This is a genomic window from Geothrix mesophila, assembly GCF_022808835.1.
In the GTDB taxonomy this organism is placed as follows: Bacteria; Acidobacteriota; Holophagae; order Holophagales; family Holophagaceae; genus Geothrix; species Geothrix paludis.
Window position 1 is genome coordinate 1,491,708 of the sequence record NZ_JAKZLD010000001.1, and the last position, 14,923, is coordinate 1,506,630.

A 14,923-nucleotide genomic window follows, 5' to 3' on the forward strand; every position below is an offset into this window, starting at 1 on the left:
GCGATCCGCGCGCGGGAACCAATAATAGCGATGGAAGCGGGGCGTCATGGTGAGGTCCGAAGGTGCTCCATCCTGGACCTGGGCCGGCGGGGCGTCAAGGCAAGACCGGATTCCGGAGGGGCGTCCGCCATGCGTCGGATATCCAATCAATGAATGTTTTTTGAGGTTCGATCCCATGTTTGTCGAGACATGGACTAGCCTGGGCTTCTTCCCAAGGAGCCGCCATGGATCGCCGCACCCTTCTCGGAACCCTCGCCGCCGGCGCCGTGGGCGCCGGACTGCACGCCAAGGGGCTGGGCCCCGGCGCCACGGACGCGAAGCCCACGGGAAATCCCCTGGCGGATTATGCCGCTCGGCCCTTCGACTTCGGCACGGGTCTGCCCGGCCTCGGCAAAGATCTGCTGGCGGAGCACCTGACGCTCTACAAGGGCTACGTGAGCCGCACGAACGCGCTTCTCAAGGACACGCTGGCCGCGGAGCGGGAGGGCAAGGCCGGCCCCGCGGTGCAGGAGCTGCGCCGGCGCTTGGGCTTCGAGTTCAGCGGCATGCGCCTCCATGAGCTCTATTTCGAGGCCCTGTCCGCCAGCGCCGCCAAGCCCAGCGCATCGCACCCCCTCCACCAGGCCATCGCCGGCACCTGGGGCTCCTTCGACGCCTGGTGGGCCGCCTTCAAGGCCACCTGCACCATGACGGGCATCGGCTGGGGCGCCCTCCTCAAGGACCCGACCACGGGCCGGCTCCTGAACGCCTGGTTCCAGGACCACGAGAACGCCATCGCCGTGGGGGCCCAGGCGCTCCTGGTCGTGGACGTGTGGGAGCACGCCTACGTGAAGGACTACGGGGCCACGGGCCGGGCCAAGTACGTGGAGGCCGTGAAGCCCCTCATCGACTGGCGCGTGGTCGAGAAGCGCTTCTGAAATTTGGGGCGCCCTGGGGAATTTACAAAATTGTAAGACCGAGCTATGGATTGTACAATTTTGTAGATCACTTGCCGGAGCCCCATGGCCGCCTCGGAGGACGCCCTTCACCTCTCGCCCCTGCTGGAGCTGAGCCAGGCCCTGGCCGCCTCGGACATCCGGGCCTCGCTGCCCCGGGTGCTGGAGATCCTGGCGGAGGCCTTCGGCGCCCTGAACGGCGCCATCCTGCTGGCGGACGAGGAGGGGGGCGCCCTCCGGGTCGAGGCCGCCCGCGGCCTCTCCAGTCAGGAGGTGGCACGGGCCCGCTACCGCGTGGGCGAGGGCATCAACGGGCGGGTTCTGGCCAGCGGCAAGGCCATCGTGGTGCCCCAGGCCAGTCTGGAGCCCCTCTTCCTGGACCGCACCGGTGTCCTGAAGGCCCAGAAGCGGAAGAAGTCCGACATGTCCTTCTTCTGCATTCCGGTGTTTCTGGACCGGAAGACGGCGGGGACCCTCTGCCTCACCGTGCCCTACGACCGGGATCGGGATTTCGACCGGGACACGAAGCTCCTCCAGATCGCGGCCTCCATGGTGGGCCTGGCCATGAAGGTGGCCCGGCTGGTGGCGGCGGACCGGCAGCGGCTGGTGGAGGAGAACCAGCAGCTCCGCCTGGAGCTGCGGGAGCGCTACGAGCTGCACCACCTCATCGGGCACAGCCACGCCATGCAGCGGGTCTACGAGGCCGTGGCCCAGGCGGCGCCCAGCAGCACCACCGTGCTCATCCGCGGCGAGTCCGGCACGGGCAAGGAGCTGGTGGCCCACGCCCTCCACTACAACTCGCCGCGGGCCGAGAAGCCCTTCGTGAAGGTCAACTGCGGGGCCCTGCCCGAGCCCCTCATCGAGTCCGAGCTGTTCGGCTACGAGCCCGGCGCCTTCACGGACGCCCGCCAGGTGAAGAAGGGCCGCTTCGAGCTGGCCCACGGCGGCACGCTGTTCCTGGACGAGGTGGGCGAGCTGACCCCGGCCACCCAGGTGAAGCTGCTGCGGGTCCTCCAGGAGCGGGAGTTCGAGCGTCTGGGCGGTGTGCGGCCCGTGAAGGTGGACGTGCGGCTCCTGGCCGCCACCAACCGGGACCTGGAGGCCGCCGTGCGGGCCGGGACCTTCCGGGAGGACCTCTACTACCGCCTCCGCGTCTTCGAGATCTTCCTGCCGCCCCTGCGGGAGCGCCAGGCGGACATCCTGCTGCTGGCGGACCACTTCGTGGAGAAGATCGCGGCGGCCCAGGGCAAGGATGTCCGCCGCATCTCCACCTCGGCCATCGACATGCTCACGGCCTACCACTGGCCCGGCAACGTGCGCGAGCTGGAGAACGCCCTCGAGCGGGCGATCCTCGTCTGCGAAGGCGGCGTGATCCACGCCCACCACCTGCCGCCCTCCCTGCAGACTGCTGAGGTCTCGGGCACCGTGCCGGGAACGGCCCTGGGCGAGGCCGTGGCGGCCTTCGAGCGGGACCTGCTCCAGGATGCCCTGAAGTCCGCCCGGGGCAACCGCTCCCGCGCGGCCCGGCTCCTCCAGACCACGGAGCGCATCCTGAACTACAAGGTCCAGAAGTACGGGCTGGAGCCCGAGCGGTTCCGGTCCTCTTGAGACAGAATCGTACAAAAATGTAATTCAATTGAATTGTCATTACATTTTTGTCAAGCTGGTTTTAACGTAGTCCCATCTTTTCGCGGTGTGTAATTGCTGTGAATAAATTGGTTGAAATAACATAGCCCGCTTTTCCGTGAATAGGCACGTTCCCTGCTCTCTTTTCTGGGCACGGGGAGCCGGTGGTCGGCTCCCGGACTCCAGGGAGGATCGGAAGAGAGCCGTGGCCTGAGCCGATCCACCGGATTCCCTCGGTGAAGGCCACACCGATCCCCCACTCCACGGAAGGAGCAACTCCCATGAACCGCCGAACCCTGTTCCGGGGTATCGCGGTGGCGGTGGCTTTTGCGGCCATGTCCACCCTGCTCTTCTCGGCCGAGTCCCCGGCCGGCAGGGCAGGCGGCCTCCAGCGGGCTCCTCTCCACGCTCCCATACATCCCGTCCATCCCTAACCCGCTGGCTCCGGCCCTTCCGGCCGTCCCCGCCCCGAGGGCGGGTGGCTGTCGGTGTGCCGGCTCCCGCTTCCCATCCCCTTCCACCCAGGGCCACCCCGGCCCTCGGAGAGGCCCTGCCCGGCCTCCACCCTCCCTCCGGATCCAGGGTGCCCCTTGGATCCTTCGCCTTCCGGAGCACCCATGCCCCCACCCAGGTTCCTCCCGCTGCTCGCGGTCCTGGCGGCCGACCTCGCCGCCCAGACTCCGGCCGCGCCGCCGCCGCCCTCGATCCTGGGGTTCGTCCTGGGCGGCTCGGCCACCCTCGGCTCCCAGTACATCTTCCGCGGGCTCACCCAGACCGACGGCAAGCCCACGGTGCAGGGAGAGCTGGACCTGGTCCACCCCACGGGCTTCTACTTCAGCACCAGCCTCAGCAACATCTCCTGGTTCACGGACCAGAACGCCGGGGTGGCCAGCGCGCCCACCGGCCTGGGATCCCCGGCGGCCGTGGGCGCGCCCCTCTACCGGCCGGGGAAGGTGAACTCCGCCGGCGTGGAGCTGGACCTCTTCGGCGGCTACAAGTGGGGCTTCGCCAAGGACTGGACCCTGGATGTGGGCCTCTACCGCTACCTCTATCCGGGCACCTACGAGAACCTCGGCGCCTACCGGAACCCCGCCACCACCGAGGCCTACCTGGGCCTCAGCTACGCCTGGGCCAGCCTGAAGTACTCGCAGGTCATCAGCGCGAACACCTTCGGCGTCAACAACTCCGGCGGAACGAGCTATGTCGACCTCTCCCTGGCGATCCCGCTGGGCGGGAGCGGGTGGACGGTGCTGGCGCATGGCGGCCACACCACCTACTCCGACAAGGCGAACCCGGGCTACTTCTTCAACGGGACCGCCGTGACGGGCGACAACGCGCTGTTCAGCTACTCGGACTACAAGCTGGGCCTCGCGAAGGAGATCAAGGGCTGCACCGTGGCCCTCGCCGGCACCTACGCCGACACGAAGTCCCGCGCCTCCGATGACGACGTCACGGTCTACGAGAACGCCATGGGCCGGAACATCGGCAAGAGCCGCCTGACCCTGACCATCGCCAAGGCGTTCTAGAGGCCGCCGGGCCAGGGCCCCCTTCACCGCATCCCCTTTCATGGAGCCTGAGATGGCAAGGATCACCCACGAGCGCGACAAGCTCTCCTTCTCCGAAAAACTGGCCCGCCTGGGCGCCCGCCTGCGGGACCCGGAGTGGCGCCGCTACGGCCTGGTGATGGCCTCGGGCAAGCTGTTGGGCGTGGCCGCCCTGTTCGGGATGATGATCCTCATCCCGCTGCTGCTGAATGGCAGCTCGGCCCGGGCGGACGTGCCGCCCGCGAACCCGCCCGCCGCCGTGGCCGCCCCAGCGCCAGCGCTTGCCGCGCCTGCACCCGCGCCTGCACCAGCCCCCGCGCCCCCGGCGGTCGCCGCCAGGGATATCATCAACCCCCTCAACACGGTCTGGACCCTGGTCGCGGCCTTCCTCGTCTTCGCCATGCAGGTGGGCTTCGTGATGCTCGAGGCGGGTTTCTGCCGCTCGCGGGAGACGGTGAACGTGCTGGTGGAGTGCGTCTTCGACACCTGCCTGTGCGGCATCCTCTTCTGGGCCTTCGGCTACGCGTTCATGTTCAGCGAGGGCAACGGGTTTATCGGGACCCACTGGTTCTTCCTCAAGGGCGCCCCGGCCACCTATGGCGCCACGGGCGTGGCCATCCTCGCCCACTGGCTCTTCCAGTTCGCCTTCGCGGACACCTGCTCCACCATCACCTCCGGCGCCATGATCGGGCGCACGGACTTCATCGGCGACATCCTCTACAGCTTCGCCGTGTCTGGCTTCATCTATCCCATCATCGGCCACTGGGCCTGGGGTCCCGACGGCTTCCTGGCCACCATGGGGAGCGCCGGCAAGTTCCTGCCTTCGCTGGGCATGAACTTCCATGACTTCGCCGGCTCCACGGTGGTGCACACCATCGGCGGCGCGGTGGCCCTCGCGGGCGCCGTGGTGCTGGGCCCCCGCCTCGGGCGCAAGTTCAAGCGGGACGGCGGCGGCCCCATGACGCCCCACGACCTCACCATCGCCGTGTGCGGCGGCCTGCTGCTCTGGTTCGGCTGGTACGGCTTCAACCCCGGCAGCACCCTCTCCGCCATGGACTTCGAAGGCATCGGCCGGGTGGCCGCCAACACCACCCTCGCGGCCTGCGCCGCGGGCCTGACCGCCGTGTCCTGCATCTACGTCCGCACGGGCAAGTGGGATCCGGGCTCCATCACCAACGGCTTCCTCGCGGGCCTGGTGGCCATCACCGCGCCCTGCTATTGGGTGAGCCCCTTCGGATCGGTCCTGATCGGGGCCGTTGGCGGCGTCATCGTGATCCTGGGCGTGGACCTGCTCGAGTACCTGCGCATCGACGATCCCATCGGCGCCGTTCCCGTGCACATGATGAACGGCATCTGGGGCACCCTCTCGCTGGGTCTCTTCGCCAGCGGACAATACTCGGCCATCGGCAGCGATCCCATCGCGCCGGACCTGTCGTCGAAGCTCACGGGCCTCTTCTACGGGGGGGGGACCAAGGTCCTGGCCGCCCAGGCCATCGGCAGCGCCATCGTCACGGTCTCCACGCTGGCCGTGTCCTTCGCTGTGATGTATGCCATCGACGCCGCGGGCCTCCTGCGGCTCCACGAGGACGCCGAGCACGATGGCCTGGACCTCCACGAGCATGGCATCTCGGCCTATCCCGAGTACGTGATCTCGGCCCTGGCCTCTCCCGCAGGTGCGCCCCTGCGGGTCCCCGCCCACCAGGAATCGGCCGCCGGCTCGCGGTCCGCCCTGTCCCCGTCCCTGTAGGAGGAAACGACCATGAAGATGATCGTCGCCATCATCCGGCCCGACAAGTTCGAGGCGGTGCAGGCCGCCCTGGTGGCCAAGGAGATCTACCTGATGACCGTCTCCGACGTGCGGGGATGCGGAACCCAGAAGGGCTACGCCGAGCAGTTCCGGGGCAGCAAGATCGGCCTCATCCGGCTGCTCCCGAAGGTCAAGCTGGAGATCGCCGTCAACGAGGAGTACGTCAAGCCCGCGGTGGAGGCCATCATGGGCGCCGCGAAGTCGGAACCCAGCCAGCTGGGGGACGGGAAGATCTTCGTGCTCAACCTGGAGGAGTGCTTCCGGGTGCGCACGGGGGAGGTGGGAGGCGCGGCCATCGGGCCGTGAGTTAGAGTGTCGTCCGGCACTCTAGGTGGTAGGGGGGCGCCGGGACCGGTTTCCGGCCTGGACGCCCCCTGACGAGCCGCGGCCTCCCACCTTCAGGGATTCCGATAAGCTGGATCCATGCCGCTCGATCCGCGCCTCCTCGAGATCCTCTGCTGTCCGGCCTGCCACGGCAACCTCGTGGAGCAGGCGGAGGGGCTGCACTGCCAGGGCTGCGGGCTGCTCTATCCCATTGAGGACGGCATCCCCGTGATGCTGGTGGACCAGGCCAAGCAGATGGGCGCCAGGAAGGTGCAGCCGTGAGGCTCGACCGCGCCCAGGCCGAATCCCTGCTCCGGCGCGTGGACGGCCGCAAGGTGGCCGTGCTGGGCGACGTGATGCTGGACGAGTACCTGTTCGGCGAGGTGAGCCGCATCTCGCCCGAGGCGCCCGTGCCCATCGTGCGCGTGGTGCGGGAGCAGGCGGTGCTGGGCGGGGCGGCCAACGTGGCGGCCAACCTCAAGGCCCTGGGCGCCGAGCCCCTGCTCATCGGCACCCTGCAGAAGGACATCGCCGGCGACCGGCTGCTGGGCCTCCTGGGTCGGCTGGACATCTCCATCTCGGGGCTGGTGCTGGACCCCTCCCGCCCCACCATCATCAAGACCCGCGTCATCGGCCAGCAGCAGCAGATGCTCCGCATCGACCGCGAGGAGTCCGGGCCCCCCGAGGCCGCCGTGCTGATGGGTCTCAGGGACCGCCTGGAGCGGGCCCTGGGCGAAGCCTCGGCCCTCATCGTGTCGGACTACGCCAAGGGCACCGTGAACGAACCGGTCATGGAGACGGTGCGGGAGCTCTGCGCGGCCAAGGGCCTGCCCTGGATCGTGGATCCCAAGCCCGCCCACAAGGCCCTCTACCGGGGCGCGACGCTCATGACCCCCAACACCAAGGAGACCTCGGAGCTCACGCACCGCGCCGCGAAGTCGGATGCGGAAGTGACCGAGGCCGGACGGTCGCTGGTGGCCGAGCTGGGCCTGAAGGGCCTGCTGGTGACTCGCAGCGAGCGGGGCATGGCCCTCTTCGCGCCGGATGGGGACCATCGGGCGCCCTGGATGGTGCCCACGGAGGCCCGGGAGGTCTTCGACGTGAGCGGCGCGGGCGACACCGTCATCGCGGCCTTCAGCGCGGCCATCGCCGCCGGCGCGGACTGGCGGGAAGCCGCCATGCTGGCCAATGCCGCGGCGGGCCTCGTGGTGGCCAAGGTCGGCACCGCCACGGTCACTCCCGCCGAGCTGCTGGCCCACTACCACGAGCAGGAAGCGAATTGAGGCTGGGCGGGGGTCCCGCCCAGCCTCAATTCCTCAGCTCGATGGCCAGCAGGAAGCGGTCGCCCTTGGGGAGGCGCTCCTTCACCTGGGTGAAGTTCAGGTCGAAGGTCTCGGTCTCGCCGGGCTTGACGGTGCCGACCTTGGTGCCCCCCGAGGCCACGCCCAGCAGCTTGCCGTCCTTGTCCAGCACGGCCACGGCGAAGCCGGGGATGCGGGGGTACTTGGCGGTGTTGGTCACCTCCACCTGGGCCCGCGTGCCGAATTCCGCCCCTTTCATGATGTTGAAGAACCCGGGCTGCATCACGCGCCGGTTGAAGAAGATGCTGCTGACCTTGAGGCCGTCTACGTTCACGGACAGGGGGATCACGCGATCCCAGGCGAAGGGGAAGGACTCCGAGAAGTACGAGAGCGAGGTGTCAGCCACCGGGGCCGGCACGGGAGCTGCCGCCGGCGGCGCGGACGGCGCCTGGGCCAGGCAGAGGAGGGCGGCGAGGGCGAGGGTCTGCATGATCAGTTCTTCCCGAAGAGGCCACCGAAGAGGCTCTTCTTGGGAGCGATCTCGGGGATGGACGAGGCATCGAAGCTGGGGGCGCCCTCGCGCTCGCGGCGCAGGCGATCGAAGACCAGGCGGAGGCCGGGCACCTTGTGGGCTTCCAGCCAGTTCTCGCTGTGCTGGCGGGCCACCAGGTGATGTTCCAGCACGCGCCCTTCTTCGATCCAGGCGGTGAGCTGGGCCATGGTGAGGCCCGGATAGATCTCCTCACCGATCTTCAGCCGCAGCCGCTCGGCGCCAGCCTCCTCGGCCGCCGGCGCGGCGGGAGCGGGCGGCTCCGGCAGGGGAACCGCCAGGTCCGAAGGCCGCAAGGCCTCGGTGGGAGGTTCCGCGGGAGGGGCGGGTTTCGCCGCGGCCAGGGCGGTCCGGAGGTCCTCCTGGGATAGGCGCAGGGTGGTGGTGGAGGTGGCCTGGAGCACCTCAGAGAGGCTGCCCGCGGAGGTGGGTTCGTCCCCATCCGGATGGGAAGGCGCCAGGGGGCCGGTGGTCTTGCCCAGGGTGGCCTCCAGGGCCGAGAGGGTGGCCTCCATGTCCATGGTGCCGGGTTCCTTCGGCGCCTTGGCCGCCGAGGGGAGATCCGGCATGCCGGCGAACAGCTTGCTGATGGCGTCCTTGGCGGAGCTGTAGGTGCCCGTGAGGGTGTCCTCCCCGACCTCCGGCACCTGGGCGGCGCCGGCAGCGGGGGCTGGCGTGGGAGCGGGGGCGGGCGGTTCCAGCTCAGGAGCGGAAGGCGCGTCGGGAATCGCCAGGGTCGCGGCGGGAACGGGTTCGGCGGAAAGGCCTGAGAGCGTCTTCTCCAGGATGTCCTCGTCGGTGCTTTCCAGGTCCCCCAGCGTCAGGGAGGACGCCACGACGGGAGCCGGCTCCAGGGCGGCGGCCACGTCGGCCAGATCGAAGGAGGCGGTGGCCGCCGGCGACTCGGCCGGCGGAGGCGGAACCAGGTCCGGCATCGCGAGGCCCAGGGGGAACACCTCGCCGCAGCTGAAGCAGCGGGCCCGGCGGTAGGCCGGCCTCAACCGCTCGGGACGCAGGCGGTATCGGGTGGAGCAGCTGGGGCAATGGATCGCTTCGGCCACCTGGAACTCCTCGAGTTTCGAGCAGGATAGCACTGCAGCGGAAGGCGGCCAAACCGCGAAGGGCCGGCCCCCGGGTATCCTCATCGGGCGGAGGTCCGGTGCGGGGCGTGTTCATCACCATCGAAGGGGTGGAGGGTTCAGGGAAATCCACCCAGTTGCTGAGGCTCTCCGAGCGGCTGAGGCACCTTGGCCTGCCCCTGGTGGTCTCCAAGGAGCCCGGCGGCACGGCCCTGGGCCGGGAGCTGCGGCGCCTGCTGCTGGAGCGCCACGCCAGCGGCGAAGCCTGGTGCGCGGATGCCGAGCTGCTGCTCTTCTACGCGGACCGGGCCCAGCACCTGGAGGCCGTGGTCCGGCCCGCCCTGGCCGAAGGCAAGGTGGTGCTGGTGGATCGCTTCGAGGATTCCAGCCGGGCCTACCAGGGCGCCAGCGGCGTGTCCGAGGCCAACCTGGACCGCCTCAGCGAGGTGGTGCTGCGGGGGCTGCGGCCGAACCTCACGGTGCTCCTCGACATGGATCCCGAGGTGTCCCTCCAGCGCGTGGAGGTGCGCAACCTGTCCCTGGGTTCCGAGTTCGCGGAGACGCGCTTCGACGAGGCGGCCCTGGAGTTCCACCGCAAGGTGCGGAACCGCTTCCTGGTCATCGCGCAGACCCACCCCACCCGCGTGGCGGTGGTGCCGGCGCGGGATCCGGTGGACCAGGTGGAGGCCGCCATCTGGGCCCGGGTGGCGCCGCTCCTGCGCAGCGCCGGGTTCAAGGTCGACTGAGGAACCGCATGTTCGCTCCCGAGATCGTCGGCCACCACGCCATCCGCCAGCGCCTGCTGGACCGCCTCCGGGCCGGGCGGATCCGGGGCTCGCTCCTCTTCACGGGGCTTGAAGGCATCGGCAAGCGCCGTGTGGCCCTGGAGCTGGCCCGCCGCGAGATCTGCCTCCGCCGCAACGCCTGCGGGCAGTGCGAAGGCTGCCGCATGGTGATGGGCGAGGACCTTCCTTTCGAGCTTCCGAACCTCCTGCGCATCTCGCCCGAAGGCAAGGCGGGCGTCATCCGCATCGATCAGATCCGCGAGGGCCTCGATTCGAACAACCAGCCGCGCTTCAGCCGGGGCGTCATCGAGTGGGCCTCCCTGGCGCCGCCCGTGGGCTGCCACCGCTGGATCCTGGTGGAGGAAGCCCACCGCCTCCACGAGAGCAGCGCCAACCTCCTGCTGAAGACCCTCGAGGAACCGCCCGCGGACACCCACTTCATCCTGGTGACCCACCGCCCAGAGGCCCTGCTCCAGACCATCCGCAGCCGCTGCGAGCGCATCCCCTTCGCGCCGCTCGGGCCCGAGGAGGCCTGGGCCGTGGCCCTCCAGCAGGGGTGGACCGAGACGGACCGCCCCCGCTGGACTGCCCTGGGGGAAGGCGGGCTGCGCTTCCTCGATGAGGCCGCCTTCCGCCGGGCCGAGGCCCAGGTGGACGCCTGGCTGGCCCTCCTGGGGGGGCAACCCTTCAGCGAGGTCGGCGGGGCCCTCCTGCCCGACAAGGAGTCCACCTTGGCCCAGGGCGAGCAGCTTCGCCAGCCTCTGGAACTGCTCCTGCGCCTGCTGGCGGACCTGGCGCGGATCCGCGCCGGCCAGGCCCCGGCGCTGGAGCCTTGGCGCGAAGCCCTGGAGCCCCTGGCCGCCCGGGACCGGGACCTGGGACCGCCCCAGCAGGCGGTCCTGGAAGGGCTAAGGCACCTGCCGCGGAACCTCAGCCCCGAGCCCCTGCTGCGGGAGGTGGGGCTGGCGCTCCAGGGAACCTGAGGGGGCGTGACCCCCGTCACCGCCGGGGCCGATAGACTGGGTTCAGGAGTCACGACTCCTGAACCGGAGCCCGACATGTCCGAACCCCTCTACGGCCACGACCTGCTTGCCCTGCTGGTGGAACGGGGCGGAAGCTGTCTCCTGGAAGAGCTGCGCGCCGCCTCCACGGCCGCCCACGGCGTCTCCGCGGTCTACTGCAACTGCCACGGCGACCAGTTCGACTTCGATGGCGTCATCGCCTTCCTGGGCAGCAAGGGCAAGGTGCAGGTCTCGAATGGGACGATCACCCTGGGCATGGCCCCGGCCTGCCAGCACTGAAGGTCATCCGGAAGGATGCCGCTAGGATCTCTGCAGGACGTCTTTCCAGCGGATTCCATGGCACCCCCCCGATCCACCTCTGCCCAGATCTTCGCGCCCAAGCGCTTCCTGCTCCTATTGGGGGCGGGCGTCCTGGTCCTCAACCTCTTCGTCATCCTCATGGCCTGGGTCTCCCTCCAAAAGGGCCTGAGGACCCACCGGGACCAGGCCGAGGCCACGGCCCAGAACCTGGCCCGGGTGCTGGACGACTCCGTGGGAGGGACCTTCGGCAAGGCTGACCTCGCGCTGCAGGCAGTGAGGGACGAGGCTGAGCGCGCGCTCGCGGACCCCGCCCGGGCCGGCGCGGCCCTGGATGCCTTCATCGGCCGCCAGCAGGCGCGGGTGCCGGAGGTGAAGGCCCTGCGGGTGACCGACGCCCAGGGTGTGGTCGTGCGCGGCCTCGGCGCCGGGATGGCCACCCCCGTGGACCTGTCGGATCGGGCGCACTTCCTCCGCCTCCGGAACGACCCCCACGCCGGGCTGGTGATCTCCAAGCCTCTGGTGGGGCGGCTCACGGGCACCTGGGTGATCATCCTGGCCCGGCGCATCGAGCGTCCGGACCACAGCTTCGCCGGCATGGCCCACGCCGTCATCGAGCTGGACCAGTTCAGCCGGACCTTCTCGGCCCTGGATGTGGGGCCCCGCGGTTCCGTGGCCCTCCGGGACCTGGATCTGGAGCTGATCGCCCGCCACCCGGAACCCGCCAGCGCCGGCACCGCCATCGGGCAGAGAGTCGTCTCCCCGGAGTTCGAGGCCTTCGCCCGGTCCGGCCGGGGCGCCGGCACCTACCGCGCCCTCACGCCCTTCGATCGCGTTCGGCGCACCTTCGCCATCCGCCGGGTCGAGGGGCGGCCTTTCTACGTGGTGGTGGGCCTGGCCGATCAGGATGTCCTGGCGGAGTGGCGGCAGGATCTGGCCCAGGAGGTGCTGGAGGTGATCCTCTTCACCTGCCTGACCCTGGCGGCCTCGTGGCTGCTGCATCGCGTCTGGGTGCGCCAGCAGGCCGCCCATGCGCGCCTGGAGGCGCTCCTCGCCGAAGTGAAGACCCTGGGCGGCATGCTCCCCATCTGCAGCCACTGCAAGAAGATCCGGGATGACAAAGGCTACTGGAACCAGCTCGAGGCCTACCTGAACGAGCACACCGACGCCGAGTTCACCCATGGCATCTGCCCCGACTGCGCCCGGGAGGCCTTCCCCAGGCGGTCGGCGACCTAGCCTTCCCGGCCGGGATCGTCGGAGAATGGGACCACGGGGGCTCCATGAAACTGCTGCGCATCAACCACCTGGGCATTGCGACGCCGGGCCTGGACGAGGCCATGGACCGCATGGCGCGGCTCTTCGACATGACCCCCGACCACACCGAGGCGGTGCCCGAGCAGAAAGTGACGACGGCCTTCTTCCCCGTGGGCGAGAGCACCCTGGAGTTCCTGGAGAGCACCGATCCGGAGGGCCCCATCGGGAAGTTCCTGGCCAAGCGCGGCCCCGGCATCCACCACGTCTGCTTCGAGGTGGATGACATCGACGCCGCCGTGGCTGGACTCCTCGCCAAGGGCGTGCGGATGATCGACGAGGCGCCCCGGAACGGGGCGCACGGCTGCCGCGTGGCCTTCATCCACCCCTCGGAAACGGGCGGGGTGCTGATGGAGCTCAGCCAAGGCCGCTGAGGCGCCTTCAGCCCCGGGCGCCGGCCAGGTGGGCGAGCAGGTCGCGCTGGGCGGGGCCGTTCGCGATCCTCTGGTACGGATCGACCATGTCCTCCGTGACGAGTTCGAGCATGACGCGGTTCTCCACCCAGAACTCGTAGAGCTCGAAGAGCCGGACCTGCGGGTTGGGCCCGCGCCAGAAGTGCAGTGTCCGCCAGCCCTCGCGCGCGCCGATCCGCTCGATGTCCGCCCGTCCGGCCTTGACCGAGATCAGGGCGTGGAAAGCGACGGCCGCGGGCGCCTCGCGCAGCGCGACGGCGCCCATGCCCGCGTTCTCGCCGGGCACGAGGATGGTGCTCTCGGGGTAGACCTCGACCCCGGTGCCGTGGGCGTCCTCCGCGTAGGCGACCCAGGCGCCGGGGATGGGGCCGATGAAGGGGCCTGCGTAGCCGCCCGTGTGGCCGCCGAGCAGCTCCGCGAGCACCTTGGCCACGTGCTGCGGGTCGCGGGCGGAGATCGAGATGTGATGGATCATCCTGGCTCCAATGGTCAGTTGACCTGACTAGATATGGTCAGCTAACCTGACTTCATGTCAAGGCCCCGATCCTCCAGCCGCCGCACGGACCCATCTGACCGCCCGCTCCTCGGGGCGCTGCTCCGGCTGGCCAACCAGGTCATGGGGCAGGAACTGGTCCGATGGCTGGCCGCCGCAGGCCACACGGACATCCAGCCCGCACACTGCGCCGCCATCCAGGCCTTGTGGACCCGGCCTGAAGGGGCCCGTCTGACGGAGCTGGCCCAGATGGCGCGCGTCACGAAGCAGTCGATGGGGGCCCTCGTCGACCACCTGTGCCGGGTCGGCCATGCCGAGCGCGTGGAGGATCCCGACGACCGCCGGGCCTCGCGCGTGCGCCTCACGGCGCGGGGACGCGCCTTCACGAAGGAGATCCGCGCCTTCGTCCGCGGCGTCGAGGCCGACTGGGCCCGGCGGGTGGGCGCCCGCCGCATCCGCGACCTGCAGGAGACGCTGGCGGCGATCGTCCTCGAGTCCGCGGAGAGGTCCTAGCCCACCACGCCCAGGTAGCCCAGCCATAGCGCCCGCCCGAAGAACACGACGATGGGGGTGGCCAGGGCGAGGAAGCAGCCGAAGGGGAGCATGGTCTGGCCGCCGGAACGGCGGGTAAGCATGAGGGGCAGGCCCACGGCGGCGCCCAGACCCGCACCCAGGAAGAGGATTCCCAGCATGGGGCCCCAGCCCCAGAAGGCGCCCAGCCAGGCCAGCATCTTGAAGTCGCCCATGCCCAGGCCGTCCGTCTTGCGGATCCACTTATAGATCTGGTTCAGCAGGGCGGGGGCACCGTAGCCGATGGCCAGGCCCAGGAGGCTGGCCTGCCAGGTGACCGTGGGCTCGAAGCCGCGGTAGGCCGGGCCGGGCTGGAGGCCGTTGTGGAAGGCCAGAGCCTGGATGAGCGTATCGCCACGGCCCCAGGCCTTCAGGAGGGCCTCCGGCCAGGCCAGCTGCGGCAGGGCGAAGAGCACGCCGAGGGCCATGAGGGGGAACTGCAGGACGTCCGGCAGGATCATCTCCGTGAGGTCCGTGAAGAACAGCACCAGCAGCGCATAGGCGCAGATCACCGCCTTGACCCAGATGAGCGTGCCGAAGGGGAAGAGCCAGTGGGACCCGCCGAGGACCAGGCCGCCCAGCAGCTCCACCAGCGGGTAGCGGACAGGGATGCGCCAGCCGCAGGCCGCGCACTTCCCCCGCAGCCACAGCCAGCCGAAGAGGGGCACGTTGTGCCAGGGCTTGATCTTCGCCTTGCAGGAGGGGCAGTGGCTGGCCTTCGTCACCACGTTGCGGTCCTCGGGCGCCTCCTGGGGCAGCCGGTGGATCAGTACGTTGCAGAAGGAGCCGACCATCAGGCCGAAGGGGGCCAGGAAGAGGCTGAGGATCCAGGGCGGCAGGTCCAGGAAGGGCATAAGACACGATAC

At 69.8% G+C, this 14,923-nt stretch carries 17 protein-coding genes; 13 read left to right on the forward strand and 4 right to left on the reverse strand.

Going from position 1 to position 14,923, the window contains the following annotated elements:
- Nucleotides 1–224 precede the first annotated feature (224 nt).
- From MLG87_RS06775 to rfaE1, 7 genes are all read left to right on the forward strand, one after another.
- The gene (locus tag MLG87_RS06775; protein ID WP_243294425.1) at nt 225–917 is read left to right on the forward strand and encodes a superoxide dismutase; all 693 of its coding nucleotides are present in this window, start codon (nt 225–227) and stop codon (nt 915–917) included.
- Between the two features lie 84 nt (nt 918–1,001).
- Entirely contained in the window at nt 1,002–2,543 is a 1,542-nt protein-coding gene (locus tag MLG87_RS06780; protein ID WP_243294426.1) for a sigma-54 interaction domain-containing protein, read from the forward strand.
- 635 nt (nt 2,544–3,178) lie between these two features.
- Nucleotides 3,179–4,087, forward strand: a complete 909-nt coding sequence (locus MLG87_RS06785) for a TorF family putative porin (protein WP_243294427.1) — start codon at nt 3,179–3,181, stop codon at nt 4,085–4,087.
- Nucleotides 4,088–4,139: 52 nt separating this feature from the next.
- The gene (locus MLG87_RS06790) at nt 4,140–5,852 is read left to right on the forward strand and encodes an ammonium transporter (protein WP_243294428.1); all 1,713 of its coding nucleotides are present in this window, start codon (nt 4,140–4,142) and stop codon (nt 5,850–5,852) included.
- Nucleotides 5,853–5,864: 12 nt separating this feature from the next.
- Nucleotides 5,865–6,218, forward strand: a complete 354-nt coding sequence (locus tag MLG87_RS06795) for a P-II family nitrogen regulator (RefSeq protein WP_243294429.1) — start codon at nt 5,865–5,867, stop codon at nt 6,216–6,218.
- Between the two features lie 117 nt (nt 6,219–6,335).
- A complete protein-coding gene (locus tag MLG87_RS06800) occupies nt 6,336–6,518 on the forward strand; it encodes a Trm112 family protein (RefSeq protein WP_243294430.1) in 183 nt (60 codons plus the stop codon).
- Entirely contained in the window at nt 6,515–7,519 is a 1,005-nt protein-coding gene (gene rfaE1 / locus MLG87_RS06805; RefSeq protein ID WP_243294431.1) for a D-glycero-beta-D-manno-heptose-7-phosphate kinase, read from the forward strand. The genes MLG87_RS06800 and rfaE1 overlap by 4 nt, the downstream gene beginning before the upstream one ends.
- Before the next feature lie 25 nt (nt 7,520–7,544).
- Here the strand turns inward: rfaE1 and MLG87_RS06810 are convergent, their stop codons facing one another.
- Entirely contained in the window at nt 7,545–8,027 is a 483-nt protein-coding gene (locus MLG87_RS06810; RefSeq protein WP_243294432.1) for a hypothetical protein, read from the reverse strand.
- 2 nt (nt 8,028–8,029) lie between these two features.
- Nucleotides 8,030–9,148: a zinc-ribbon domain-containing protein gene (locus MLG87_RS06815; RefSeq protein ID WP_243294433.1), complete on the reverse strand. Its 1,119-nt coding sequence runs from the start codon at nt 9,146–9,148 to the stop codon at nt 8,030–8,032.
- Nucleotides 9,149–9,246: 98 nt separating this feature from the next.
- Here MLG87_RS06815 and tmk point away from each other — a divergent pair, with 98 nt between their 5' ends.
- The 5 genes from tmk to mce all read left to right on the forward strand — a co-directional run bounded on the left by tmk (nt 9,247) and on the right by mce (nt 12,955).
- On the forward strand, nt 9,247–9,912 hold the full coding sequence (gene tmk / locus MLG87_RS06820) for a dTMP kinase (RefSeq protein ID WP_243286737.1): 666 nt from the start codon (nt 9,247–9,249) through the stop codon (nt 9,910–9,912).
- An 8-nt stretch (nt 9,913–9,920) separates the two neighbouring features.
- Nucleotides 9,921–10,934: a hypothetical protein gene (locus MLG87_RS06825; RefSeq protein WP_243294434.1), complete on the forward strand. Its 1,014-nt coding sequence runs from the start codon at nt 9,921–9,923 to the stop codon at nt 10,932–10,934.
- 75 nt (nt 10,935–11,009) lie between these two features.
- Nucleotides 11,010–11,252, forward strand: a complete 243-nt coding sequence (locus tag MLG87_RS06830; RefSeq protein ID WP_243294435.1) for a DUF2492 family protein — start codon at nt 11,010–11,012, stop codon at nt 11,250–11,252.
- A gap of 57 nt (nt 11,253–11,309) precedes the next feature.
- A complete protein-coding gene (locus MLG87_RS06835; RefSeq protein ID WP_243294436.1) occupies nt 11,310–12,506 on the forward strand; it encodes a PDC sensor domain-containing protein in 1,197 nt (398 codons plus the stop codon).
- 44 nt (nt 12,507–12,550) lie between these two features.
- Nucleotides 12,551–12,955: a methylmalonyl-CoA epimerase gene (mce, locus tag MLG87_RS06840; RefSeq protein WP_243294437.1), complete on the forward strand. Its 405-nt coding sequence runs from the start codon at nt 12,551–12,553 to the stop codon at nt 12,953–12,955.
- Between the two features lie 7 nt (nt 12,956–12,962).
- On the opposite strand, the gene MLG87_RS06845 is transcribed toward mce, so the two are convergent.
- Complete coding sequence (locus MLG87_RS06845) at nt 12,963–13,469, reverse strand: hypothetical protein (protein WP_243294438.1); 507 nt, start codon at nt 13,467–13,469, stop codon at nt 12,963–12,965.
- Nucleotides 13,470–13,523: 54 nt separating this feature from the next.
- Between MLG87_RS06845 and MLG87_RS06850 the strand changes: the two genes are divergently transcribed.
- Nucleotides 13,524–14,000, forward strand: a complete 477-nt coding sequence (locus tag MLG87_RS06850; protein ID WP_243294439.1) for a MarR family winged helix-turn-helix transcriptional regulator — start codon at nt 13,524–13,526, stop codon at nt 13,998–14,000.
- On the opposite strand, the gene MLG87_RS06855 is transcribed toward MLG87_RS06850, so the two are convergent.
- A complete protein-coding gene (locus tag MLG87_RS06855; RefSeq protein WP_243294440.1) occupies nt 13,997–14,911 on the reverse strand; it encodes a prepilin peptidase in 915 nt (304 codons plus the stop codon). The genes MLG87_RS06850 and MLG87_RS06855 overlap by 4 nt on opposite strands.
- Nucleotides 14,912–14,923: the final 12 nt, after the last annotated feature.